The organism is Solwaraspora sp. WMMD792 (genome assembly GCF_029626105.1).
In the GTDB taxonomy this organism is placed as follows: Bacteria; Actinomycetota; Actinomycetes; order Mycobacteriales; family Micromonosporaceae; genus Micromonospora_E.
On sequence record NZ_JARUBH010000009.1, the window covers coordinates 5445675 to 5471332 of the forward strand.

Here is a 25658-nt window from a genome sequence, read left to right on the forward strand (position 1 = left end):
TCCACCAGTGCCTACGTGGACAGTGGCAGGCTGGTGGAGGACTGCACGACGGCACCGTCTGCCTGCCGTACGCTGAAAAATGCGACCTTGTCGGGGCACCGCGCTACGGTTTCTCCAGACACTCCCCGGACATCGACCGAATGGTCGTTGCCTGACAGGTTGGCCACTCCGTCCGGGTAACTGCGACGGCGGCGATGGTGGGCCGTGCCGGCTACCGCGCGCCGAGATGCTCGGCGGCGTACGCGGTGATCGTCTTGCCGAGGATCACGGCGAGTTCGGCGCACTCGTCGGTGCTGATGGTCAACGGCGGCAGCAGCGGCATCACGCCGTCGGAGTAGCTGGTCAGCAGCCCGTTGTCCCGGCAGGCCAGCCGGAGCCGGTAGACGTCGCGCACCGTCCACGGCGTACCGTCGTCGCGGTAGCGCAGCTCCAGGCCGAGCAGCATCCCCTCACCGCGTACGTCACCGACGTGCGGATCGTCGGCCAGCGTGTCACGCAGGATCTCGCACAGCTGCCGGCCACGGTCGCGGACGCCGTCGAGAAACCCGTCGGCGGTGAGGATCTCCAGGACGGCGAGGCCGGCGGCGGCACCGAGCGGGTGCCCGTCGGTGGTACTGCCGTTCGGGAAGCCGAGCCGGAACGGCGGCTCGGCGAGCGCGTCGAAGATCGGATCGGCGACCGCGAGCGCGGCGAGCGGGAAGTAGCCGGCGCTGAGCCCCTTGCCGAGCACGATCATGTCGGGCGGGCTGGGCAGCCGCTCGCTGACCGACATGGCCGCGACCCGGCCGGCGCCGGTGGTCACCTCGTCGGCGACGACATGGATGTCCCGGGCCCGGCAGTAGTCGATCAGCGCCGCCAACTGCTCGACGCTGGCGGCGTGCAGATAGTTGCCCATCACCGGTTCGACGATGACGGCGGTCACCTGCGACGCGCCGAGCCGGTCGACGACACCGGCGACGGCGTCGAGCAGTTCGTCGCCGCCGGCGACGTGCACCACGCGGTCGTCCAGCGGCGCCGACCACTCGTGCAGGATCTGCTCACCGGTGAGCGCGGTGGCCAACGGCCCGGTGCCGTGGTAGCTGCCGTGCACCGCGATGATCCGATCCCGGCCGGTCTCGCCGGTCATTCTGCGGTGGAAGCGGGACAGCATGCCGGCTGCCTCGGTCATCTGGCTGCCGGTGTTGCCGAACCGGATGTGCCGCAGGGTCGGCGGCAGCGTCGCGGCGAGGGCGGCGGCGTACCGCACGGTGACCCGGGGCGGATGCTCGTAGCGCATGACCGTGCCGGACGGCAGCTCGTCGAGCTGGCGGCGCATCGCCGCCTTGACCGGCTCGCACGAATAGCCGAGGGTGACGTTCCACATCGACGAGCGGGCGTCGAGGTAACGTCGGCCGGCCTGGTCGACGGCGTAGCTGCCGTCGCCGCCGACGAGGAACATGTCCGGGTCGGACTCGGCGAGGAACTCGCCCATCGGGGTGATGCCGTGCCAGGCGTGGTAGGTGGACCGGTCGATCATCGGGTGGCTCCTCGGCGGGCGGTGGACACGACGTGTTCCTCGTCCGGCAGCAGGGCGGCGCTCAGTGGCGGGCTCACCGGCGCCGGGACCGGCGCACCGGCGAGCAGGTCGAGCCGGTGCGGCGCGACCGCGCCGGCCCGCACCAGATGCAGGCCGAGCGCGGACATGACGCTGACGCCGGCCGGGGCCTCGTCGACCAGGATCACCTGACCACCGGCGGCCCGGACCATGGCGGTGACGCCGTCGAGGTCCAGCGGTGCGGCGGTACGCAGGTCGATCACCTGGGCGTGCAGCCCGTCCCGGTCAAGGACGGCGGCGGCCCGCAGGCAGGTGGCGACGGTGTTGCCGATGCCGACGAGGGTGAGGTCGCGGCCGGGGCGGGCGCGGCCGGCGACGCCGAACGGCAGTGCGGCGTCGGTCGGCTCCGGCTCGGGCAGCGACGCCCAGTCAGCGGCGTACAGCCGGGGCGATTCCAGCACCACCACCGGATCCGGGTGCACCAGCGCGGTGCGCAACAGCCCGGCGGCGGCGTTCGGTGACCCGGGCACCGCGACGACCAGCCCGGGAATCTGGCTGAGCAGGCCGTGCGCGGCGTGTTCGTGCTGCGCGCCGAGCTGCTCGCCGCCCTGGGTCAATCCGCGCACCACCACCGGTACGGTGAACTGCCCGTCGGACATGTACCGCCACTTGGTGGCCTCGTTGACCAGCTGGTCGAAGGCGGTGAACAGGAAGGCGGCGCGGGCGATGCTGACCAGCACCCGGCGGCCGAGCAGCGCCATCCCGACCGCCATGCCGAGCATGGTGTTCTCGGCGATCGGCAGCCGGACCATCCGCTCGGCGCCGAACAGCTCGATGAGGTCGGGCTGCTGGTAGGTGCAGAACATGCTCATCGTGGGCTGGTCGGCCAGGGCGCCGCGGACCGCCCCGACGGACGGGTGCCGGCGGGTCATGCCACCGGCTCCCGCACCGTGACGGCCTCCGGCCAGGTGGCACCGGGCGGCCAGGCCGCTGCGGTGACCGCGGTGACCGCGCTGGCCGGATCCGGTCGGTCGGCGGCCAGCGCGTCGGCGAAGACCTCGGCCAGCTCCGCGGTGACCTGCTCGCGGATCTCGGCGGCCCGCTGCCGGCTGGCAGCGGACGGGCTGGCGAGGGCCGGGCTGGCTGCGGACGGTCCGGCGAGGGCCGGGCTGGCGAGGGCCGCCTCGACGCGGGTCAGCGGATCCTGGGCCAGCCAGCGCTCCCGCTCGGCGGCCGGACGGTACTCACCCGGCGGCTGCGGCCCGAGCTGGGCGTGGAAATGCCGCAGGTAGGTGTGGGCGACGAGGACCTGCGGGCGGCCGGCCCGGCAGTGGGCCAGGGCCGCCGCCGCGGCCCGGTGCACCGCGGTCACGTCGTTGCCGTCCACCTCGTCGCAGTCCAGCCCCAGGCCGCGGGCGATCTCACCGGGGGTACGGTGCCGCACCAGGTCGCTCGGGGTGTGGTCCTGCCAGCCGTTCTCCTCGCAGACCAGCAGCAGCGGCAACCCGAGCACGGCGGCGACGGTGAGCGTCTCGTAGGCGGCACCGGCACCGAACGCGCCGTCCCCGCAGAACGCGACGACCGCCCGGCCGCTGCCGGCGGTCTTCTCGGCCAGCGCTGCTCCGGCCGCGATCGGCAGCTGCGCGGCCACAATAGAGCTGGCACCGAGCAGGTAGCGGGACCGGTCGGCGATGTGCATCGACCCGGCCTTGCCGCCGCAGACCCCGCCGACCCGGCCGAGGATCTCCCGGGCCAGCCCGGCGGCGGGCACCCCGGCGGCCAGCGCGTGCCCGTGGCACCGGTAGAAGCTCACCACCCACTCATCGGGCTGCCGGGCGGCCAGCACCCCGACCGCGACAGCTTCCTGCCCGGTGTACGGGTGGACCGATCCGGGCACCTGGCCGGCGGCGGCGCACCGCAGAACCTGCTCCTCGAAGACCCTGATCCGAACCATCTCGCGGTACGCGTCCGACAGGTCCATCGTCTGGGCGTTCCCCGTCCCTGCGCCGGTGGAGAACCATTCACCGGCCGCATCGGAAGCAATCATGATCACCTGCTGAATGTCGCCAATTATAGGTGAACGATCGACGCTGGTCGCAATACTGGAATTGGTCGGGGTCCGGTCAGGATGTGGTCAGGTTGTGGGTGGCCACCCGCCGGGAAACGACGGTGACGGTGCCGAGAAAAGCTATGGCAGCGAAGCAGATCAGGGTGGGCAGCACCCCCCAGAGTTGCGCCGCGACGCCAGCGAGCAGCGATCCGACCGGCACCGCCAGCACCGCGAGCGCCCGGCTCAACGCGAGCACCCGGCCCAGCAGCGGGCCGGGGACCACGGACTGCTGCAGCGACACCGAGGCGATCAGCCAGACCGTGGCGCAGTACCCGAAGATCGTCTCGTAGACGATCAGGGTCAGCACCGACGGCGTGACGGCGGCCAGCGGGATCAGCATCAGAGCGGCCCCGGCGAGCGGGGCGAACACCGGGACCACCCGGGGATGGCCGAGCCGGGCGATCACCCGTCGCGCGGTGGCCACGCCGACGACGGCGGCGACGCTGTTCACCGCGAAGGTCAACCCGAGCACCCACGGCGACAGGTCGAGGACCCGGTAGGCGTACAGCACGTAGAGGCCGCCGATCGCGGATCCGCCGAGGTTCAGCGCGGCGGCGGTGACCGCGATCCGGACCAGCTCCGGACGGCCGCGTAGCGCCGCCACCCCGTCGCGCAACGCCCGTAGTGGATGTTCCGGCACCGGCGGCGTCCCGCCCGGCCGGGGCCGCAGCGCGGCGAAACCGGCGGCGGCCAGCGCCTGCGCCGCGGCGTTCGCCGACATCGCCAGCGCCCCGCCGAGGGTCTGCACCAGCCAGCCGGCCAGCGCCGGCCCGGCGATCTGGCCGGCCGACTGGGCACCGGCCAGCGCGGCGTTCGCCGGCACCAGCCGGTCCGGTTCGACCAGTTGCGGCACGGTGGCCTGCAGGCCGATGGTGACCAGCCCACCGAGGATGCCGGACAGGCCGGCCACGGCGTACAGCAGCGGCAGCGAGAGCACTCCGGCCAGCGCGGCGACCGGTACGGCCAGCACCACGGCGGCGGTGCCGGCGCTGGCGGCCATGAGCAGCCGGCGCCGGTCGACGACCCGGTCGACGACCACCCCGAGCAGCGGTGCGGCGAGCGCCTGGGCGCCGTACTCGAGGGCGAACAGGGTGGCCGCCGCCACCGGCGAGGCGTGCAGCGCCACCACCGCGACGGTCGGCAGGGCCAGCGCGGCGACGTGGGTGCCGACGACGCTGGCGGCCTGAGCGGCGACGGCCGGGCGCAGCGGTCGATCCACCGCGATCGACGTGGCGAGACGGCCGGGCATGGGCACCACTCCTCGGCTCGGTCGGTCGAGTCACCTTCCCACAGCCGCGGCCACCATCGGAAGTCACGGTGATCAAGGTAAATACCCTTCGCCCGTTTCCCTGGTCGCGAACCGACCACCGGCCGGCACGGTAATGCTTGCCGTTCCGACGCTAGGTCATTTATGCTCATCACATCGTGCGCCGCAGACGGCGCGCATCCTCGCCGACGCACACGAATCAGCGCACCGAGAATCTCCTGCTTGTCGTAATCCCGTGACCGACGCTGGGCGGCAAGCCTGTTGGGGAGTTGCCAATGGCACTCATCGATGCCGATGATCTTGATCGCAACGAGTTGGCGTACCGCGTCTTCGGCGTGACCCGCGACAAGACGCCGTGGCGCGCCGCGGACATCATCGCCGACGGGCCGGCGGACCCCAGCTGGGAGCGGGCCGAGCTGGCCTGGCGGATGTCCTCGCGCGGCTACTACGCCGAGCAGGCCGGGCTGGTCGCCGCCGCGACGCTGGCCGCGCAGACCGAGGACGCGCCGCTGCGGTTCAGCCTCGCCCTGGCCACCGCCGACGAGGCCCGACACGCGGACGCCTTCTACCAGTACGCGAAGCTGGTCGGCGGCGGTGAGCCGGAGCCGGAGGCGCCCGAGCTGATGGAGCCGCTGGACACGGCGCTGACCCGGCTGCCGTACATGGGCCGGGCGCTGGTGCACACCATGCTGGAGGGGTTCGCCGCCGACGAGTTCATCCTGCTGCGCGAGGTGTTCGCCGGTGACCCGCTCGGCCTGCTCTACCACCACGTACGCCGCGACGAGATCCAGCACGTCGCGATCGGCCTGAACTACCTGGCCCGCGAGTCCGCCACGGGCGAGGGACGCGAGCTGTGGCGCGAGTACGGGTCGCAGTGGCATGAGATCGGCATGCGACTGACCTACCTGGACAAGATCTCGGTGTCCCTCGCCGATTTGACCGGCCGCGAGCCCGACCGGCTGCGGCACTGGTTTCTCCGCCGGCACCGGGCCCGCCTGAGCGCCGGTGGAGTCGACATGGACGGAGGGAGGTGAAGATCTTGACCATCAAGAAGGTCACCATCAAGACGCCGGCTCACGGCACCTGCAAGTACCTGGTCCCGACTCGGAAGGCCGAGAAGTGACCGCGGCCGGCGAAGCGCGGGTAAGACCGCGTGGAGGGCCGAAGACGTGATCGGCCGGATGGGGCGGTCCCGCCCCATCCGGCGCACCTCGGTACGACGCGCTCACCAACTGGAGGCCCGGCCGATGTCCGTATGTCTGGTCGCCATGCCCTGGCAGGCCATCGAATCACCATCACTGCCGATCGGGTTGCTCAAGGCGGTGACCGTCGCCAGCGGGCGGCCCGCCCCGACGGCGTACCACGGCAGCCTGCGCTGGGCCGAGTTCCTGATGGAACGCAGCGACGGCGAGCTGAGCCCGGCCGACTACACCGAGGTCGCCGAGGTGGGCCTGTTCGACGGCCTCGGTGACTGGGTCTTCGCCGGGGTGCTGCATGACGACCCCGAGTTCGGCGTGGAGACGTTGCGCCGCTACGCGGCCGAGTACGGCACCGGCATCGCCGGCCCGACCGCGATGCGCCAGTACGCCGCCGACTTCGTCGAGCTGGCCGCCGCCGAGATCCTCGCCAACGATCCCCGGCTGGTCGGCTTCACCACCACGTTCATGCAGAACGTGCCGAGCCTCGCGGTCGCCCGGCGGATCCGCCAGCTCGACCCGGGCGTACGGATCGCGTTCGGAGGTGGCAACTGCGACGGCGCGATGGGGATCGCCCTGCACCGCAACTTCCCGTTCGTCGACTTCGTGGTACGCGGCGAAGGCGAGGTCGCGTTCCCGATGCTGCTCGACGCGCTCGACGCTGGCGACGACAGCCTCGACGCCAGCGACAACCTCGGTGCCGACGACAGCCTCGACGCCCGGCTCGCCCGGATACCCGGGCTGTCCTGGCGCCGGGCCGACGGCACCGCGCGGCACAACCCGCAGGGCACGCTGCTGCCCCCGGCACGCATCCCCACCCCGGACTTCGACGACTGGTTCGACCAGCTCGCCGCCTCGCCGGTCGGCGAGTACATCGAACCCAAGCTGGTCCTGGAGGGCGCCCGGGGCTGCTGGTGGGGCGAGAAGCACCACTGCACCTTCTGCGGGCTCAACGGCACCGCGATGACGTTCCGGGCCAAGCCCGCCGAACGCATGATCGCCGAGATGACCGAGCTGGTCGGCCGGCACCAGACCCTAGACGTGATCATGGTCGACAACATCATCGACAACCACTACTACGCCGATTTCCTCCCCCGCGTCGCCGCGCTCGGCTGGGACCTGCGGCTGCACTACGAGGTCAAGTCCAACCTGCGCCCGACCGAGATCGACGCGCTGCGCGCCGCCGGCGTGGCCCACGTACAGCCCGGCATCGAATCGCTGGTCAGCCCGGTACTCAAGCTGATGGACAAGGGCGTCTCCGGCGTCCACAACGTACGGACCCTGCGCGACTGCGAGTCCGCCGGCCTCACCGTGTCGTGGAACTGGCTGTACGGGTTCCCCGGCGAACGCCGCGCCGACTACGACTCGGTGCTGCGTCAGCTCCCCCGGCTGATGCATCTGCAGCCGCCGGCCGGTTCGTCGCGGATCCTGCTCGAACGCTTCAGCCCGTACTTCGAGAACCCGGTGCTCGGCTTCCCGACCCGCCGGGCCGCCCGGCTCTACCAGCACGTCTACGACCTGCCCGAGAACGAGCTGGCCGACCTGGTCTACCTGTTCGACACCGAACCCGCCGGCCTGTCCGAGCAGGATGCCGAGCCGTTGAACGAGCTCCTCAAACGCTGGACCGACGGCTATCCGGCCAGCGCGCTGCAGCTGCTCACCGGCCTGGACGCCGATGAGATCGTGATCGCCGACCGACGCGTCGGCTGGCCGGACCGCGAACACCGCATCGCCGACCCCCGGCTGCGCCGCGCCTACGCCGAGCTGGAACACGGCCGTACCGTCCCGGCCCTGGCCGGGCGGCTCGCCGCCGCCGGGCTGCCGGTGGAGACCGACCGGCTGGCGCGGTGGCTGGCCGAACTCGACGACGCCGGGTTGGTCTTCGATGAGAACGGCCGCTGGATCACCCTGGCGACCGCCGTCGAGCCGGTCAAGGTGGCTTGAGATGGGTACGGCGACGCTGCTCACCGACCGTACTGAACTGGCCGCCTGGTCGCTGCGGACGGTGACCCTGCCGGAGCCGCTGGACTTCGGCCACTCTCCCGAGCAGGACCTGGCCCAGTTGCGGTTCCTGCGCGCGGTGACCAGCCACGCGGTACGGCTGCGCTGGACCCTGCGCGGGCGGCCGTCGTTCCCGCTGGACACCCACGTGCACCTGGTCGCGCCGTCGGCCGGCACCGATCAGGCCAGCCGGGCCTACGCCGGCGAATGGGGCCTGGCCTACCGGTACGGCAGCTGCTACTACCGTCGCGGGCCGGGAATGGTGGTGGTCAAGGACGTCCGGCCCGGGGTCGATGCCAGCCGGATGGTGATCACCGACGGCGCGGACGCGTTCCTGCGGCTGGCTGAGGACCCGTCCGGGGTGCCGGCGCCGGGCGACGTCGACGCGGCGGCCGTCGCCGTCGAAGCCGGGCTGGCCTGCGCCGCCGGCGACACGGTGCTGATCCTGCCCTACCGGATGCGGCACTGGCCGGTGCCGCACGTGGCAGTGTGAGGCGGCCCGACCGTGACCGCCTCCGCGCCGCACGACCCGCAGCCAACCGACCCGCAGCCGCACGACCCGCAGCCAACCGACCCGCAGCCGCACGAGCCGCCGCTGTACCCGTTCCGCGACTACGACGAGCTGGGGCTGGACCCGCGGCTGGCCCGGCTGCGCGCCGAGTGCCCGGTGTCCCGGATCCGGCTGCCGTACGGCGGTGACGCCTGGCTCGCCACCCGCTACTCCGACGTGACGACGGTGCTCGCCGACCCCAGGTTCAGCCGGGCCGCCGCCTGCGGCCCGGACGTGCCCCGGCAGACCGAGGCGCCGCCGGTGGCCACCACCATCCTGGACCTGGACCGGCCCGAACATGGCCGGCTGAGACGCATCGCGGCCAGCGCGTTCGCCCAGTGGCGCATCGAGCGACTACGCCCGTACGTCCGGCAGGTCGCCGCCGAACGGATCGACGCGCTGCTGGCCGGCCCGGCACCGGGCGACCTGTACGCCGCGGTCGCGTTGCCGGTGCCGCTGGCCGTGCTGTGCCACGTCCTCGGCGTACCGCTGGCCGACCGGGACCGGTTCCGCGCCTGGACGCACGCGCTGCTGATGCCCGGGCCGATGCCGGCCGACGAGTTCCGGTCGGTCGCCGCCGCGCTGGAGGACTATCTGCGGGAGCTGATCGCACACCGCCGTGAGTCGGCCACCGGCGACCTGCTGAGCATGCTGGTCCGGGCGACCGACAACGGCGACCGGATGACCGAGCAGGAGCTGGTGTCGTTCGGCGTGACCCTGCTCGCCGCCGGGTTCGAGACCACGGCCAGCCAGCTGGCCAGTTCGGCGTACCTGCTGCTGCGCCACCGCCACCTCTGGGAATTGCTTGGCCGGGAGCCGGACCGGGTGCCGGCGGTGGTCGACGAGCTGCTCCGGTTCGTGCCCCTCAACGGCGGCAGCGGGCTGCCCCGGGTGGCGACCGAGGACGTCGAGCTGGGTGGGGTGACGGTCCGGGCCGGGGAGGCGGTGTTCGCCTCGACCATCTCCGCCAACCGTGATGACGCGGTGTTCCCGGACGCGGACACCTTCGACCCGGACCGGCGCCCGACGGCCCGGCATGTCACCTTCGGCTACGGTCCGCACCGCTGCCTCGGGGCCTGGCTGGCGACGATGGAGATCCAGGAGGTGGTCGGCGCGCTGGTCGCGGCGGCGCCGGGTCTGCGGCTGGCCGACCCGGACGGGGTACGGTGGCGCGCCGGAACCATCGTGCGCGGCCCGCTCGCGCTGCCGGTCGACTGGCCGACGGGCCGGACGTCCACCGGTCAGTCCGGCGGCGCACCGCCGGCCTGACCGGTGTCAGTGGCCGACTCTGAGCTGCCCGGCGAGGGTGCCGTGGATCCGGGCGCTGGGCTGGTTCAGCTCGATGATCTCGGCGGTCTTGCCGCGACTGGCGTACTTGGTGGTGATGGCGTCGAGCGCGGCCACCGACGAGGCGTCCCAGATGTGCGCGTGCGTCATGTCGATGATCACCCGGTCCGGGTCGCCGGCGTAGTCGAACTGGTAGACGAGGTCGTTGCTGGAGGCAAAGAAGAGTTCGCCGTGCACCGAGTAGATCCGGGTGCTGCCGTCGGGGTCGAGCACGCTGGTGACCTCGACCATGTGGGCCACCCGGCGGGCGAAGATCACCATCGCGACGAGAACACCGATGATGACCCCGATCGCGAGGTTGTGGGTGACCAGCACCGCGGCGACGGTGGAGGTCATCACCGCGAGTTCCCCCCACGGCATTCGTTTGAGGGTGGCGGGGGCGACGCTGTGCCAGTCGAACGTCGACACCGCGACGATGATCATCACGGCGACCAGGGCGGCCATCGGGATCCGGGCGACGATGTCGCCCAGGGAGACGACCAGGATCAGCAGGAACACCCCGGCCAGGAAGGTCGACAGCCGGGTCCGGGCACCGGCCACCTTGACGTTGATCATCGTCTGGCCGATCATCGCGCAGCCACCCATGCCGCCGAAGAAGCCGGTGACGATGTTCGCCACCCCCTGCCCCCACGACTCGCGGGTCTTGTTCGAGTGGGTGTCGGTGATGTCGTCGACCAGCTTGGCGGTCATCAGCGACTCCATCAGCCCGACCAGCGCGATCCCGACCGCGTACGGGGCGATCACCTGCAGGGTCGCCCAGGTGTACGGGATCTGCGGCAGGACGAGCATCGGCAGGCTGTCCGGCAGGGCGCCCTGGTCACCGACGGTCGGCACGGCGAAGCCGGCGACGACCGTGACGACGGTCAGCACGACGATCGCGAACAGCGGCGCCGGCACCGCCCTCGTCAGCCGGGGCAGCCCGACAATGATCACCAACGCGACGGCGACCATCGGATAGACCAGCCACGGCACCCCGATCAGGTAGGGCATCTGCGCTGCGAAGATCAGGATCGCCAGGGCGTTGACGAAGCCGACCATCACGCTGCGCGGGACGAACCGCATCAGCCGGGCGACGCCGAGCACGGCGAGCAGCACCTGCAGCACCCCGCCGAGGATCACCGCCGCCAGCAGATAGCCGAGCCCGTGGTCGCGGGCCAACGGGGCGACGATCAACGCGATCGCGCCGGTCGCCGCAGAGATCATCGCCGGCCGGCCACCGCAGATCGCGATGGTCACCGCCATGGTGAACGACGCGAACAGCCCGACCCGTGGGTCGACCCCGGCGAGGATGGAGAACGAGATCGCCTCCGGGATCAACGCGAGCGCGACCACCAGGCCAGCGAGGACCTCGGTACGGAACACCTTCGGGGACAACCACGACGGGCGGGACAGACGCGGCCGGAACGCCGCAGGAGAGAACGCAGACATACAGCCTTTTCCGATCAGGGCGCGCGGCAGCGCGCGGGGTCTCGTGTCGGGATTCGCGGACCAGCACCGATCCCGGTGGTCGCGGCGGCACGATCCGTCACGATCACGGTGACCCGAGAAGATGACCTGGTTGTTTCCTGGCGTCGTCGCCTCGGAAACCATCCCCCGCCGTGCAGGTCGAACAGCACGGACGGCTGGGGGCAATCTACCGTCGCGGAGGGGTAGGGATGGTGCGGAGGTGGCAATCGTCACCACCTCTACGTGGTGCCGCAGCCACCCGAGCCGTGGTCGCCGCTGCGGCACTGCGCACCCTGGCCGCTCCCGGCGGGCCCGAAGCCGTCGATATTCATCTATAGTTGTCGATGTGTTCACGCGCGCGTCCCGTCCCATCCATCCGAGTCAGGACTAGACCGATGAAACGCATCCCCCTGAGAGCCATCGTCCCCGCCGGGCTCGCGGTCGCACTGATCACCGGTCCGCTGCCGGCACCGGCCGCCGCGCAGGCGACCGTCCCGATCACGCTGACCGGCACCAGCGCCACCAGCCCCAGTGCCGACGTCACGATCGCCGGGCGGGCCGTGACGATCACCGCACCGGGCACCTACGAGGTCACCGGCACCCTCAACGACGGCTACCTCGACGTCGACGCCTCGGGCACCGTCAACCTGATCCTCAACGGCGCCGCCATCACCAACTCCAGCAACGCACCGCTGCAGGTCACCGATGCCGACCAGGTCGTGATCACGCTCGCCGCCGGCACCACCAGCCGGCTCACCGACGCGACCAACTACGTCTATCCCGACCCGGACACCGACGAGCCGAACGCCGCCCTGTTCAGCCGCGCCGACCTGCGGATCACCGGCACCGGGGCGTTGACCGTACGCGGCAACGCGTACGACGGCATCACCAGCAAGGACGGCCTGGTCATCGAGTCGGGCACGATCACGGTGAACGCGGTCGACGACGGCATCCGGGGCAAGGACTTCCTCGACATCACCGGAGGGAACATCGACGTCACCGCCGGCGGTGACGGCATCAGATCCGACGACACCGAGGCGGACCGGGGCCGGCTCACCATCACCAACGGCACCGTACGGGTGAACGCCGGTGACGACGCCGTCAAGGGCGAGAACACCGTCGACATCTCCGGCGGCACGGTCACCGTCACCAACTCCTACGAGGCGATCGAGAGCCGGCAGGTGACCATCTCCGGTGGCACCGTCAACGTCACCGCCCGCGACGACGCGATCAACGCCGTCGAGGACGGGTACGGCGACTTCGAGGTGGCGCCGAACGCGTTCGCCCGGTTCACCGGCGGGACCACCCTGGTCAACTCCAGCATCGACGGCATCGACTCCAACGGCACGGTGACCTTCGCCGGCGGCACGGTCGTGGTCAGCGGGCCGAGCAGCGGCAGCCCTGGCGAGGGCGCGATCGACGCCAACGGTGCGGTCCACTTCACCGGCGGCACGATGCTCGGGGCGGGATCGACCGCGCTGGCGGTGCTGAGTCTGCCGCCGACCTCCGGCCAGGGCTGGGCCGCTCCCCAACTGTCCAGCAGCCAGCCGGCCGGCACCCTGCTGCATCTGGTCTCCGGCGGCCAGGTACTTGTCTCCTACCGCGCCCCCAAAACGTTCCGGGAGGTGGTCTTCTCCTCCAACCGGATTCAGAACGGGCAGAACTACGACGTCTACCTCGGCGGCAGCTTGTCCGGCCCGACGACCGGCGGCATGGCCACCACCGGCGGCAGCATCGCGGGAGCCAACCGGCTGATGACCGTCACCGCCGGGCAGTACCGCGGTGGTCTTGTCGGCTGGCCACCCGGCGGCCCTGGCTGGCCGCCGCCGCCGAACCCGACCACCCCGCCGCCGAACCCGACCACGCCACCACCGAACCCGACCACGCCACCGCCGAACCCGACCACGCCGCCGCCGGGCGCCGGCGGCTGCACGGCGACCTACTCCGTGGTGGGCCAGTGGCAGGGCGGCTTCCAAGGCGACGTACGGGTAACCGCCGGCTCGTCCGCGATCCGCGGTTGGCGGGTGACCTGGACCTTCGCCAACGGCCAGACGATCAGCCAGTCCTGGAACGCGACCATCAACGCCAGTGGCTCGGCGGTGACGGCGACCAACGTCTCCTTCAACGGCTCGCTCGGCGCTGGGGCCAGCACCACCTTCGGATTCATCGGCACCTGGAACGGCAGCAACGCCACTCCGAGCCTGACCTGCACCGCGACCTGACCGGAGAAACGCCGGCGCTCACCCGGCGTCCCGATCGGTGGGGCCCGACACCGCCTCGGTGTCGGGCCCCACCGGCACACCGACAGCGGATTGATTCTGCTGTGGAGGTACGCCAATATCGATCGATGGAGCAAACCCGTGAAGACGACGTGGCGGTACGGCAGTTCTACGAAACCTACGGCTGGCAGCGCGGCTCATCCGGTCAGTATCAGGACGCGGAGGCGTTCGTCGACCTAAGGCCGGTGATGGATGGCTATCATCGACGCCGTGACCAGCGGGTCGCCCGGCTGCTGGCAGGCGACGGTCCGCTGCTGGACCTGGGGTGCGGTGGAGCGCCGGTGCCGGTCGACGGCGGCGGCCTACGGGTCAATCTCGACTTCGCGGCGGCGGCGTTGCGCGGCGCACGGCAGACCCTCGGCGACACCGCCAGCTACCTGCAGGCCGACATCTGCCAGCTGCCCTTTCCGGCGGACACCTTCGGCCGGGTGCTGTGCGCCCATGTGCTCTACCACCTCACGCCGGAGCGACAGACGCTGGCGCTCACGGAGATCTGCCGGATCCTGCGGCCGGGCGGCGTCGCCGTACTCGTGTACATCCAGACGTTCGCCCGCCTCCAGAACCTGGCCCGCCGGCTACGGCTGGACTCCCGGCCGGTGGCGGACCTCCCACCGTTGCCCTACCACCCGGTCGACCATCGCCGGCTGCAGGCCGGGCTGCGGGACCGGGCGCGGATCGAGGTTCGGAGCTGGTCGGTTCTCGCGCCGGAGATCACCCGTACGGTGGTGCCCGGCGGGCGGGTCGGCCGAGCGATGGTGGCCGGAGTCGCGGCGGTCGAAGACCGGCTGCCCCGCTGGAGCGCACGGCTCGCCCGCTACCCGATGCTGATCGTCCGCAAGGACCCGGAGGGGTAGGTCCGGCAGATCCTCGCCAGGCAGCGGCGGCCCGCGATCGCGACGGTGGAGCTGCCGCGACGTCGGGGAGCGCCCCGGGGACGGTCAGGACCGCGGGTGCTCCCCGAGCGGGAGTGGTGGGGTGGCGGTGGATCGTCTACGCGACGAGCTGACCGTCTTTAACCACAATGGAGTCTACCCCGTCGTGCACCGCCGCGTCGGTAGCCGAGCTCCGTCCCGGACCAGACGAGCAGGCCCGCTCGATCGAGATCGCAGCAGCGGCCACCTCAACCAATGCGAGCAGCCAGCTCTTGACGGTACCCCGGCTGGACTGCGAAAAGGCACTATAGTCGAGCTCAGTCGCTGGCATCACTCGTGGCAGCCCAAGGGAGATAGATCGATGACTGGCTCACGCATTCTCTCCGTTGGGCACTACCAGCCCAGCCGGATCCTCACCAACGCCGACCTGTCGAAAATGGTCGACACCAGCGACGAATGGATCCAGTCCCGGGTCGGGATCCAGACCCGGCACATCGCCGAGCCGGACGAGACCGTCGACGAGATGGCGGCGCACGCCGCCCGCAAGGCACTCGCCCAGAGCGGCCTGTCCCCCGCCGACATCGACTACGTCTCGGTCGCCACCTGCACCGCCATCGACCGGTCGCCGAACATGGCCGCCCGGGTCGCCGCCCGCCTCGGGCTCAGCCACCCGGCGGTCATCGACGTCAACGTCGCCTGCACCGGGTTCACCTACGCGCTGGCCGCGACCGACCACGCAGTACGCGCCGGCGCGGCGCGTAACGCCATCGTCGTCGGGGTGGAGAAGCTGTCCGACTTCGCCGACTGGACCGACCGTACGACGTGTGTGCTGGTCGGCGACGGCGCGGGAGCCGTGGTGCTGACCGCCGCCGACCAGCCCGGGATCGGTCCGGTCGTCTGGGGCTCGGTGCCGGAGATGTCCGACGCGGTACGCATCGAGGGTCGTGCCGGCACGTTCCAGCAGGCCGGCCAGGCGGTCTACCGGTGGGCGACCACAGTGCTACCGACCATCGCCCGGCAGGTCTGCGAACGGGCCGGGGTGGCCCCGGCAGACCTCGCCGCGATCGTGCCGCACCAGGCAAACCTGCGCATCATCAGGTCGCTCGCCGAACGGATCGGCGCGCCGAACGCGATCGTGGCTGAGGACGTCGTCGAGTCCGGCAACACCTCCGCCGGCAGCATTCCGATCGCGTTGTCGAAGCTGGTGATGCGCGGCGACATACCGTCCGGCGCGCCGATCCTGCTGTTCGGCTTCGGCGGCGGCCTGTCCTACGGAGGCCAGGTCGTCCGCTGCCCGTGACCATCGACTGTCGCCGCCGGTACCGGCCACAGTCGACCCGCCGTCGGTCACGGTGCCGTTCAGCAACCGGGCCAGCTGCCGGCCAACGCCCGGACCGTGGTGCTCCCTTACCTGCGGCCCCGACGACGGGACCGGGCCAGCCGGAGCAGGCCGGCACCGGCCAGTAGCACGACCAGGACCGTGGCCAGGACGGCCGCCCCCGCCTGGTCGAGCGTGGCGGCCAGCCACCGCTGGACCATGCCGGCACCGTCGATCAGCGGGTCGCCGCCCGACCCGCCGCGCAGCAGCCGGATCTCGTACCAGCCGTACCAGGCGACGTATCCGCCGGCGGCCACCAGCAACGCGCCGCCGACGCGGGACAGCAGCGGGGCCGCGCGGCGTACCCGCCGCAGCAGCCCGTCGCGGGCCAGCGCGACGGTGACGGCCGCGACCGCGACGGTCAGCCCCATGCCGGCGGCGTACGCCACGAACAGGGCCACTCCGGACGCGACCGAACCGGCGCGGAAGCTGGCCGCCACGATCGCCAGAAATGGAGCGATCGTGCAGGACAGCGACGCGGCGGCGTATGCCATCCCGAACACCACCATGGACAGTAGTGACCGGCTGGTGGCCGGGGCACGGGACGGCATCATGCCGATCCCGGGCAGCTGCCGGCCGGCCAGCAGCACCCCGCCGAGCCCGATCAGCAGCAGCCCGATGCCGATGGTCAGCCACGGCAGGTGGCGCTGCACCGCCCCGGCCGCCGGTGCCACGACCAGGCCGAACACCCCGAAGACGACGACGAATCCGGTGGTCATCGCCGCCGTCGTGGTCAGTGCCCGACCGACGGCGGCCCCCCGACCGGTGGCGGCCGCGTCGTCGCCACTCACCAGGAAGGACAGGTACGCGGGCAGCAGCGCGAACCCGCACGGGTTGACCGCGGCGAGGGTGCCTGCCGCCAGGGCGAGTGCGAGGGGTGCGTCGGTCATCAGATTGGGTGGCGGAGGTCGGCTAGCCGGCGATCAGCCGGTCGAGCATGCCGGGCAGCGCGTCGACGTCGACATGTCCCTTGTCGACGACTTCGCCATCGGCGTCGAGGACGACGAAGGTGCTCTGCGCGGTGATCTCGAAGTGCCGCCACACCGCGCCCTGCTCGTCGGCCAGTTGCGGAAAGCCGGACAACTCGGCCAGCTCGACGAAGTCGTGCATGGCCGGCACCCCGTCGAGCCCGGCCACGCCGACCACGCTGGCGGTGTCGGCGTAGTCGGCGGCCAACGAGTTGACTCGGGCGGCCTGGCCGAGGCAGGTGGGACACCAGGGTGCCCAGAACCACAACACCGCCGGCTTCCCGGCCAGGCTGCGCCCGTCGAAGGTGTCACCGGCCAGGGTGTCTGCGGTGAAGGCATAGCTGGCGCTGACACCGCCACCGTCGGTGTCTGCACCGGTTTCGGGGTCGGTGTCCCCGGCTGGCGTGCTGGCACCGGTCCCGGTCCCGCCGGACGGTGGCGTGCCGTCCCCGTCAGCCGAAGTGGCGCAGCCGGCCAACGCCACCGAGCTGGCGACGACGAGGCTGATGATCATCGACCGCACCCGCATAATGTCCGCTCCGTCCCGACATCCGACGTCCGACGATGTTCCGGTAACCGTACCTGCCCGCCGGCTCGTTTCTCGCAGATACCCCCTGGGGGTTGCTAGCCTACGGAGATGACCAGCCAGACCACCCGCGGCTACACCGCCTCCAAGGACCAGCTCCAGGCCCGGCTGCGCCGCATCGAGGGACAGGTGCGCGGCATCGAGCGGATGGTCGACGACGACCGGTACTGCATCGACGTGCTGACCCAGATCTCCGCCATCCAGGCAGCTCTGGACAAGGTCGCCCTCGGCCTGTTGGACGGGCACGCCCGGCACTGTATGCAGGAGGGTTCCGCCGAGGGCCGGGCGGACGAGATGGCCGCCGAAATGATGGCGGCGGTCGGTCGGCTGATGAAGCGAGGTTGACCTCGTCACACCCGCTGCCCGACCCGTGACGATCTACCCCCTAGGGGTATGGTAGGTCCCGCCATCACCGCAGGCGAGGAGGACGGCATGAGCAGCACCAGACCGGGCCGGGCCACGACGGCGACCCGGATCGAGCTGAGCATCAGCGGGATGACCTGCTCGTCCTGTGCGGCAAGGATCGAGAAGAAGCTCAACCGGATCGACGGGGTGACCGCGACGGTGAACTTCGCCACCGAGAAGGCCAGCGTCACCGTCGAGAGTCCGACCGTGACCACCGACGAGCTGGTCGACGTCGTACGCCGGACCGGCTACACCGCCCAGCTGCCCGCTCCCCCGCCACCACCACCGGACCCCGACGGCGCAGCGGATTCCGACAGTTCGGCGGAAAACGCCCGGCCGGGCGTCTCCGACGACCTTCGTTCGCTGCGTACCCGGCTCTGGGTCGCACTGGCGCTCAGCGTGCCGGTGGTGGCCCTGGCGATGGTGCCCGCCTGGCAGTTCACCTACTGGCAGTGGGTCAGCCTGGCGCTGACCGTCCCGGTGGTGCTCTACGGCGGCCTGCCGTTCCACCGGGCCGCCTGGACGAATCTGCGGCACGGCGCGGCGACCATGGACACCCTGGTGTCGATGGGAACCCTCGCCGCCCTCGGCTGGTCGCTGTGGGCGCTGTTCTTCGGCACCGCCGGCACCCCCGGCATGACCCACCCGTTCAGCCTGTCCGTCGACCGGGGCATGGCCGCCGCCAACATCTACCTTGAGGTCGCCGCCGGGGTGACCGTCTTCATCCTGCTCGGCCGCTACTTCGAGAGCCGGGCCAAGCGCCGCGCCGGCGCGGCGCTGCGGGCCCTGCTCGAGCTGGGTGCCCGGGACGTCGCCGTGCTGCGCGACGGCGCGGAGAGCCGGATTCCGGTCGACCAGCTCGCGGTGGGTGACCGGTTCGTCGTCCGGCCCGGCGAGAAGATCGCCACCGACGGTGTGGTGACCGAGGGCTCCTCGGCGGTCGACGCCAGCATGGTCACCGGCGAGTCCGTGCCGGTCGAGGTCGCTCCCGGCGACCCGGTGGTCGGCGCCACCGTCAACGCCGGCGGCCGGCTGGTGGTGACGGCCACCCGGGTCGGCGCCGAGACCCAGCTCGCCCAGATGGCCCGGCTGGTGGAGCAGGCGCAGGCCGGCAAGGCGGCGGCGCAGCGGCTCGCCGACCGGATCTCCGGCGTCTTCGTGCCGATCGTCATCGCGCTCGCCGTCGGCACCCTCGGCTACTGGCTCGCCACCGGGGGCGGGGCCACCGTGGCGTTCACCGCAGCGGTCGCCGTACTGATCATCGCCTGCCCGTGCGCGCTCGGCCTGGCCACCCCGACGGCGCTGCTGGTCGGCACCGGGCGCGGTGCCCAGCTCGGGGTGCTGATCAGAGGCCCGGAGGTGCTGGAGTCCACCCGTCGGGTGGACACCGTGCTGCTGGACAAGACCGGCACGGTCACCACCGGCACCATGACGCTGGTCGACGTGCTGGTCGACGGCGCCGACCCGGATCCCGACGAGCTGCTCCGGTTGGCCGGCGCGGTCGAGGCCGGGTCGGAGCACCCGATCGGCCGGGCGGTCGCCGGGGCCGCCGCCGAGCGGGTCGGGCCGCTACCGGCGGTGACCGACTTCGCCGGCCGACACGGACTGGGCGTACGCGGCACCGTCGGCGGGCGTACCGTGCTGGTCGGTCGGCCGGCACTGCTGACCGACGACGGCCTGACCGTGGACGCGGCGCTGGCCGACCGGATGGCCGCTGCCGAGGCCGCCGGCCGGACCGCGGTCATGGTCGGCTGGGACGGCCGGGCCCGGGGCGTGCTGGCCGTCGCCGACCGGGTCAAGCCGACCAGCCGGGCGGCGATCGACGCGCTGCGTCGGCTCGGCCTGACCCCGGTCCTGCTCACCGGGGACAACGCCACCGTCGCCCGGGCGGTCGCCGCCGAGGTCGGGGTCGACGAGGTGATCGCCGGGGTGCTGCCCGCCGACAAGGTGGACGCGGTCAAGCGGCTGCAGGCCGACGGTCGGGTGGTCGCGATGGTCGGTGACGGGGTGAACGACGCCGCCGCCCTGGCCCAGGCCGATCTCGGCCTGGCGATGGGGACCGGCACCGACGCCGCCATCGAGGCCGCCGATCTCACCCTGGTGCGGGGCGACCTCACCGCCGCCGTGGACGCCGTCCGGCTGTCCCGCCGCACCCTGCGGACCATCCAGGGCAACCTGTTCTGGGCGTTCGCCTACAACGTCGCGGCGCTGCCGTTGGCGGCGGCGGGCCTGCTCAACCCGATGATCGCGGGTGCGGCGATGGTGATGTCGTCGGCGTTCGTGGTCGCCAACAGTCTGCGGCTGCGCCGGTTCCGGCCGGTGGTGCTCAGCCGGTGACCAGCTCGTAGCCGGCCTCCTCGACGGCGGCGGCCACCGCCTGGTCACTGACCGGCTGCTCGCTGGTGACGGTGACCCGGCCGGTGGCCAGGTCGACGTCCACGTCGGTGACCCCGGCGATCCCGCCGATCTCGGTGGACACCGAACCGACGCAGTGGCTGCAGGTCATCCCCTGCACGGTGTAGGTGCTGACCGCCATCGGTCTCTCCCTCGCTACTCGTTCCGATCCGACTCGACCGCCGAGCTTACCCCTACCGGGAATGCGTATGTTGGCGGATCCGGAACCGTCGTCGGCCGGCGACCGGCGAGCACCCCATAGCCAAAGACCGATCCAGCGGGTAGAAACAGATCATTCCCCGACGGCACCCGTGGGTGCCGTCGGGCGATATCGAGAGAGCGCTCTCACGCACCTCTGACCGACCCACCCCACGCCGCGCCCGGGGGCAGCCGCCACCGGCGTGACCGGAAGGAATCCGATGATCCGACGACACCCCGGCCGGCTCCGGCGGACCGCCGGCAGCCTCGCACTCGGCCTGGTCGTGACGACCGCCGCCGCCGGCCTGACCAGCGCCACGGCCGCCGCCGGCCCACCGCACCGGCCCGACCGGACCGACCTCGGCCCACACGTCACGGTCTTCCACCCGGGCATGCCGGTCGACGAGATCCAGGCCCGGCTGGACGCCGCGTACATCCGGCAGGTCGACAACGAGATGGGCCGGCAGCGGTACGCGTTCCTCTTCCGACCCGGTAGTTACGGCACCGCCGACCAGCCGCTGCACATCCGGGCCGGGTACTACACCGAGATCTCCGGCCTCGGTGCCAGCCCCACCGACGTGGTGATCAACGGCAAGATCGAGGCGTACAACCGCTGCCTGACCGACGGCGGCACCGGCAACTGCATCGCCCTGGTCAACTTCTGGCGAACGCTGTCCAACCTGTCCCTGCGCATCGACCCGACCGGGCAGGACGAGTGCCGGTCGACGGCGAACTTCTGGGCGGTGTCCCAGGCGGTCTCGATGCGGCGGGTGGACGTCAGCGGCGGCGGCCTGTCCTTGATGGACTACTGCACAGCCGGGCCGCAGTACGCCAGCGGCGGGTTCATCGCCGACTCCCGGCTGCCGGACGTCACCAACGGCTCCCAGCAGCAGTGGCTGACCCGCAACAGCGAGATCGGCAGCTGGTCCAACGGGGTGTGGAACCAGGTCTTCGCCGGCGTCGTCGGCGCACCGGACGACGCGGCGTTCCCCGACCCGCCGTACACCACCCTGGACACGACACCGTTGCGCCGGGAGAAGCCGTACCTGTTCGTCGACCGGCGCGGGGCGTACCAGGTCCGGGTGCCGGCCGTGCAGCGTGACAGCACCGGCATCTCCTGGGGCGCCGGCCTGACACCGGGCCGTACGCTGCCGATCCGCGACTTCTTCGTCGCCACCCCCGCCGACCCGGTGCACGTGATCAACAGCCAGCTCGCCCGGGGCCGCCACCTGCTGCTCACCCCCGGCGTCTACGACGTCGCCCGCAGCATCAAGGTCCGCCGACCGGACACGGTCGTGCTGGGCATCGGACACGCCACGCTGACCGCCCGGGACGGAGCGGTCCCGCTCGAGGTAGCCGGCGTACCCGGCGTGGTGGTCGCCGGGGTGACGATCGATGCCGGGGAAACCGAGTCGCCGGTCCTGCTGCGGGTCGGCCGCGAACACGGCCGCAACCTGAGTACGCCGCGCAACCCGGTCACCCTGTCGGACGTGTACTTCCGGGTCGGCGGCCCGCACATCGGCCGGACCGACACCGCGTTGCAGATCAACAGCGACCACGTGCTGATCGACCACACCTGGGTGTGGCGGGCCGACCACGGAGTCGAAGGGTTCACCGAGGGCGTCAACGGTGACACCGACCGCTGGCACACCAACACCGGACGGTACGGCGTCGTGGTCAACGGCGATCACGTGACCGCGACCGGACTGTTCGTCGAGCACTTCCAGCGGTACAACACGGTGTGGAACGGCGACCACGGCACCACCGTCCTCTACCAGAACGAGCTGCCGTACGACCCGCCGAGCCAGGCCGACTGGATGAACGGCGACACCCCCGGCTGGGCCGGCTACAAGGTCGGCGACCACGTGCGGCACCACCAGCTGTACGGCGGCGGGGTGTACGTGTTCAACCAGAACGACCCGTCGATCCGCACCCGCAACGGCTTCGAGGTGCCGCACCGTCCCGGCGTACGGCTGCGGCACATCATGACCGTCAACCTCAGCGCGGGCGCCATCGACCATGTGGTCAACGGGATCGGTGAGGCAGCCGACACGACCCGGGTCGGCGCGCCCGTCTACCTGGTCGAGTACCCGGTCCGGTAGCGGATACCCGGTCCTGCGGCGGGTACCCGGTGCCGCAGCGGGTACCCGCCCGGTCGAACGGTCACACCGAGTCGATCGGACAGGTTGCCACGAGGAGGCACGATGTCGGGGAAACGACCAGGCAGCAAGGGGTACGACAACCAGCGCGCCCGGCTGCGCAAGGACTTGGAGAATTCGGGTACGGCGAACGACGCGGGTGCCGACGAGCTCGCCAACGAGATCCTGCAGGAACAGGCCGACCGCCGGGGCGTGCTGCGTACCGAACGGGGTCTCGGCCCGAAAGGGGAACGGTCCTAGGCCGCAGACGGTGACCGGCGAGAGAGCCGACTGGTGTCGCCGGCACCTGTGAGCCGTACGGCGGTCGACGCTGTCATTATCTGCTGGTACGCACCCGGAGAGATTTCCAGGTGCGCATCCGGGGAGGATGACAGCTTTGACACAGGTCGCCGGCGAGCCGGCACGCTGGCGGGACCAGGCCGGGCAGTTGGGCCGGTCGGCGCTGATCGCGCTCTGCGTCGCCGCCGCGTACGCGCTCGGCTCCGGCTGCGCCTGGTTGCTGTTCCACGCCTCGGCCGTCGGCGCGGTGTTCTTCCCGCCGGCCGGGGTGACCCTCGGTGCGCTGGCGCTGACCCGCCGCCGACACTGGCCGTGGATCCTCGGTGCCGTCGGTCTCACCGAGTTCGGCATCGACCTGTGGCAAGGGCTCGGCCCGCTGAGCGCACTCGGCTTCGCGCTGACCAACGTCGTCGAACCGCTGGTCGGTGCCGCCGGGCTGCGGTGGCTGCGGCCGGGCCGGATCGACCTGACCCGGTACCGCGACGCGGCGGCGTTCCTGCTCTACCCGGTGGGCATCGGCCCGTTGGTCGGCGCGGTGATCGGGGCCACGACCAGCGCGGTCGGCACCGGCGGCGTCTGGTGGCCGGCGTTGGGCCGGTTCTGGGCCGGCGACGGGCTCGCGGTGCTCACCCTCGGTGCCGCCCTGGTCGGTCTCGACGCGATCCGCGGCCGGGTCCGACTGTGGCAGCTGGTCCGGGGCGGTACGGCGTTGGCCGGCACCGGAGCGCTCACCGTCGTCGGTTTCTGGCCCCGCGAGCTGCCGCTGGCCTACCTGCCGGTGCCGGTGCTGCTCGCGGTCGGCTTCCGGGGCCGGGTGGCGACCATCGGGGCGGCCGGGTTCGTGATGGCGTTCGCCGCGAACCTGCTCAGCGCCGCCGGGCACGGGCCGTGGTCGGTGCTGGCCGGACAGCCCCGGCTGGAGGCGGCATCGCTGCAGGTCTACCTGGCGGTGGTGGTACTCGGTGCCTGGGCGCTGGCGATCGCGGTGGCGGAGCGGGACCGGGCGCAAGCCGAGTCACGTCGTGAGGTGGCCGCCCGCCGGCGGTTGCAGGCGCTGCAGGACGTCACTGCCGGGCTGGCCACCGCCGCCACGTCCGACCAGGTGATCCGGGTGCTGGTCGACCGGGGCGTCGGCCTGGTCGCCGACCACGGCGCGGTGGCGCTCACCGATCAGGCCGGCGGCTCGGTCCGCTGCTGGCTGACGGCGGCCCTCGCCGAGCAGGTCACCGGAGGCTTCGCCACGTTCCCGCTCGACGGGCCGGACCGGTTGCCGGTCGTCGACGTGATCCGGACCGGCCGGCCGGTCCAACTGCCGACCCTGGCGGCGCTGGACGCGCGCTACCCCGTACTCGCCGACGCCCACCTCCGGACCGGCACCCGCAGTCTGCTGGCGGTGCCGGTCAAGGTCGGCGACCGCTGCCTCGGTGCGCTGGCGTTCGCGTTCCGTCGCGACGACGCGATCACCCCGGAGGTGGTTTCGATCGCCCGTACCCTCGCCGAACTCGCGGGTCAGGCCGTCGACCGGGCAGCCATGTACGAGTCCGAGCACGCCGCCGCGCACCAGTTGCAACGGGCGTTGCTGCCGCAGATCTCGCCGGACCTGCCCGGCGTCACCGCTGCGGTCTGCTACCGGCCGGCGGAGCACGGTCGCGACGTCGGCGGCGACTGGTACGACGTGTTCGAACTGCCCGGCAACCGGGTGGGTATCGCCGTCGGGGACGTCGTCGGCCACGGGTTGTCGTCGGCGATCACCATGGGCCGGCTGCAGCAGTCGCTGCGCTCGGTGGCGCAGACCGGTGCGTCGCCGGTCGAGGTGCTGGAGGCGCTGGACACCGCCTGCCAGACGATCGACGGGGCCGACTTCGCGACCGTCGGGTACGCCGAGTACAGCCCCACCGACCGGGTGCTCACCTACGCCTGCGCGGGTCATCTGCCGCCGCTGCTGGTGGCCGGCGGGACCAGCCGCTACCTGACCGACGCCCGGTCGCTGCCGCTGCGCCTGACCGCGCAGCCCCGGACCCAGGCCCAGATCGCGGTCCCCGACTCGGCGATGCTGGTCTGGTACTCCGACGGCCTGGTCGAGCGGCGCGGCCAGGTGATCGACGCCGGGTTGGACCGGCTGGGCCGGGCCGCCGCCGGGTTGTCCGGCACCGAGCCGCAGGTCTGGTGCGACCGGCTGCTGGACGCGATGACCGACGGCCAGGTGATCACCGACGACACGGTGGTGGCCTGCGTGCATCTGGACGGGCTGCCCACCGGCACGGACGGCTCTCCGGTGCTGCGGCTGACCCTGACCTCCCCCGCCGACCTGTCCGCCGCGCGCCGGGCGCTGCGGGACTGGTCCGCCGGAAACGACCTGACGTCGGATCAGGTCGACGCGCTGCTGGCCACCTGCAACGAGGCCCTGATCAACTCGTTGGAGCACGCCTACCACGGGCGGCCGGACGGCCCGGTCGCGTTGCAGGTGATGTTGCTGGACCGGCAGCAGGTCCGGGTCGAGGTCACCGACCGGGGACACTGGCGGGGCCACTCGCACGACGGGTCCGACCGGGGGCGCGGGATCGATCTGATCAACCGGATGGCCCGCCGGCTGGTGCTCGACCTCTCCGGTGCCGGCACCCGGGTCACCATCACCCTGCCGGGCCGGTAGTCGACCACCGGGTGGGCGGTCGACTACCGGCCCGGTGGT

General features: G+C 71.9%; 20 protein-coding genes. 12 read left to right on the forward strand and 8 right to left on the reverse strand.

Translation table 11 applies throughout. The annotated features are described in order from the left end of the window. Window positions 1-211 precede the first annotated feature (211 nt). The 4 genes from O7629_RS25380 to O7629_RS25395 form a co-directional block, all read right to left on the reverse strand. A complete protein-coding gene (locus O7629_RS25380; protein ID WP_278172283.1) occupies window positions 212-1516 on the reverse strand; it encodes an aminotransferase class III-fold pyridoxal phosphate-dependent enzyme in 1305 nt (434 codons plus the stop codon). After that, on the reverse strand, window positions 1513-2466 hold the full coding sequence (locus tag O7629_RS25385) for a transketolase C-terminal domain-containing protein (RefSeq protein WP_278172285.1): 954 nt from the start codon (window positions 2464-2466) through the stop codon (window positions 1513-1515). The genes O7629_RS25380 and O7629_RS25385 overlap by 4 nt, the downstream gene beginning before the upstream one ends. After that, the gene (locus tag O7629_RS25390) at window positions 2463-3581 is read right to left on the reverse strand and encodes a thiamine pyrophosphate-dependent dehydrogenase E1 component subunit alpha (protein ID WP_278172286.1); all 1119 of its coding nucleotides are present in this window, start codon (window positions 3579-3581) and stop codon (window positions 2463-2465) included. The genes O7629_RS25385 and O7629_RS25390 overlap by 4 nt, the downstream gene beginning before the upstream one ends. A 76-nt stretch (window positions 3582-3657) precedes the next feature. Next, the gene (locus O7629_RS25395) at window positions 3658-4893 is read right to left on the reverse strand and encodes an MFS transporter (protein ID WP_278172287.1); all 1236 of its coding nucleotides are present in this window, start codon (window positions 4891-4893) and stop codon (window positions 3658-3660) included. Between the two features lie 293 nt (window positions 4894-5186). On the opposite strand from O7629_RS25395, the gene O7629_RS25400 reads away from it, so the two are divergent. The 4 genes from O7629_RS25400 to O7629_RS25415 all read left to right on the forward strand — a co-directional run bounded on the left by O7629_RS25400 (window position 5187) and on the right by O7629_RS25415 (window position 9927). After that, a complete protein-coding gene (locus tag O7629_RS25400) occupies window positions 5187-5945 on the forward strand; it encodes a ferritin-like domain-containing protein (protein ID WP_278172288.1) in 759 nt (252 codons plus the stop codon). Between the two features lie 213 nt (window positions 5946-6158). Then, on the forward strand, window positions 6159-8051 hold the full coding sequence (locus tag O7629_RS25405) for a RiPP maturation radical SAM C-methyltransferase (protein WP_278172290.1): 1893 nt from the start codon (window positions 6159-6161) through the stop codon (window positions 8049-8051). Window position 8052: 1 nt separating this feature from the next. Further along, window positions 8053-8601 carry a DUF5825 family protein gene (locus tag O7629_RS25410; protein ID WP_278172291.1) on the forward strand — a complete coding sequence of 183 codons (549 nt, stop codon included), beginning with the start codon at window positions 8053-8055 and terminating at the stop codon, window positions 8599-8601. A gap of 12 nt (window positions 8602-8613) precedes the next feature. Further along, window positions 8614-9927 carry a cytochrome P450 gene (locus O7629_RS25415; RefSeq protein WP_278172293.1) on the forward strand — a complete coding sequence of 438 codons (1314 nt, stop codon included), beginning with the start codon at window positions 8614-8616 and terminating at the stop codon, window positions 9925-9927. Window positions 9928-9933: 6 nt separating this feature from the next. Here the strand turns inward: O7629_RS25415 and O7629_RS25420 are convergent, their stop codons facing one another. Next, the gene (locus O7629_RS25420) at window positions 9934-11433 is read right to left on the reverse strand and encodes a SulP family inorganic anion transporter (protein WP_278172294.1); all 1500 of its coding nucleotides are present in this window, start codon (window positions 11431-11433) and stop codon (window positions 9934-9936) included. Window positions 11434-11846: 413 nt separating this feature from the next. On the opposite strand from O7629_RS25420, the gene O7629_RS25425 reads away from it, so the two are divergent. The 3 genes from O7629_RS25425 (at window position 11847) to O7629_RS25435 (ending at window position 15902) form a co-directional block, all read left to right on the forward strand. Continuing rightward, window positions 11847-13673, forward strand: a complete 1827-nt coding sequence (locus O7629_RS25425; RefSeq protein WP_278172297.1) for a carbohydrate-binding domain-containing protein — start codon at window positions 11847-11849, stop codon at window positions 13671-13673. Window positions 13674-13798: 125 nt separating this feature from the next. Continuing rightward, window positions 13799-14584, forward strand: a complete 786-nt coding sequence (locus O7629_RS25430) for a class I SAM-dependent methyltransferase (RefSeq protein ID WP_278172298.1) — start codon at window positions 13799-13801, stop codon at window positions 14582-14584. Between the two features lie 379 nt (window positions 14585-14963). Beyond that, window positions 14964-15902: a beta-ketoacyl-ACP synthase III gene (locus O7629_RS25435; RefSeq protein WP_278172300.1), complete on the forward strand. Its 939-nt coding sequence runs from the start codon at window positions 14964-14966 to the stop codon at window positions 15900-15902. A 107-nt stretch (window positions 15903-16009) separates the two neighbouring features. Here O7629_RS25435 and O7629_RS25440 read toward each other — a convergent pair whose 3' ends face one another. Both O7629_RS25440 and O7629_RS25445 read right to left on the reverse strand, forming a co-directional pair. Continuing rightward, window positions 16010-16870, reverse strand: coding sequence for a cytochrome c biogenesis protein CcdA (locus tag O7629_RS25440; protein ID WP_278172302.1), 861 nt, complete (start codon window positions 16868-16870; stop codon window positions 16010-16012). Window positions 16871-16892: 22 nt separating this feature from the next. Further along, entirely contained in the window at window positions 16893-17462 is a 570-nt protein-coding gene (locus O7629_RS25445; protein WP_278174680.1) for a redoxin domain-containing protein, read from the reverse strand. Window positions 17463-17585: 123 nt separating this feature from the next. On the opposite strand from O7629_RS25445, the gene O7629_RS25450 reads away from it, so the two are divergent. Beyond that, on the forward strand, window positions 17586-17879 hold the full coding sequence (locus tag O7629_RS25450; protein ID WP_278172303.1) for a metal-sensitive transcriptional regulator: 294 nt from the start codon (window positions 17586-17588) through the stop codon (window positions 17877-17879). Window positions 17880-17966: 87 nt separating this feature from the next. Beyond that, on the forward strand, window positions 17967-20276 hold the full coding sequence (locus O7629_RS25455; protein ID WP_278172304.1) for a heavy metal translocating P-type ATPase: 2310 nt from the start codon (window positions 17967-17969) through the stop codon (window positions 20274-20276). Here the strand turns inward: O7629_RS25455 and O7629_RS25460 are convergent. Beyond that, window positions 20266-20475: a cation transporter gene (locus O7629_RS25460; protein WP_278172305.1), complete on the reverse strand. Its 210-nt coding sequence runs from the start codon at window positions 20473-20475 to the stop codon at window positions 20266-20268. The genes O7629_RS25455 and O7629_RS25460 overlap by 11 nt on opposite strands. Before the next feature lie 277 nt (window positions 20476-20752). On the opposite strand from O7629_RS25460, the gene O7629_RS25465 reads away from it, so the two are divergent. The 3 genes from O7629_RS25465 to O7629_RS25475 all read left to right on the forward strand — a co-directional run bounded on the left by O7629_RS25465 (window position 20753) and on the right by O7629_RS25475 (window position 25619). Further along, window positions 20753-22633 carry an adenylyl cyclase gene (locus O7629_RS25465; protein WP_278172306.1) on the forward strand — a complete coding sequence of 627 codons (1881 nt, stop codon included), beginning with the start codon at window positions 20753-20755 and terminating at the stop codon, window positions 22631-22633. Window positions 22634-22735: 102 nt separating this feature from the next. Then, entirely contained in the window at window positions 22736-22930 is a 195-nt protein-coding gene (locus O7629_RS25470; protein WP_278172307.1) for a phosphatidylethanolamine-binding protein, read from the forward strand. A gap of 136 nt (window positions 22931-23066) precedes the next feature. Further along, window positions 23067-25619 carry a SpoIIE family protein phosphatase gene (locus tag O7629_RS25475; protein WP_278172309.1) on the forward strand — a complete coding sequence of 851 codons (2553 nt, stop codon included), beginning with the start codon at window positions 23067-23069 and terminating at the stop codon, window positions 25617-25619. Window positions 25620-25658: the final 39 nt, after the last annotated feature.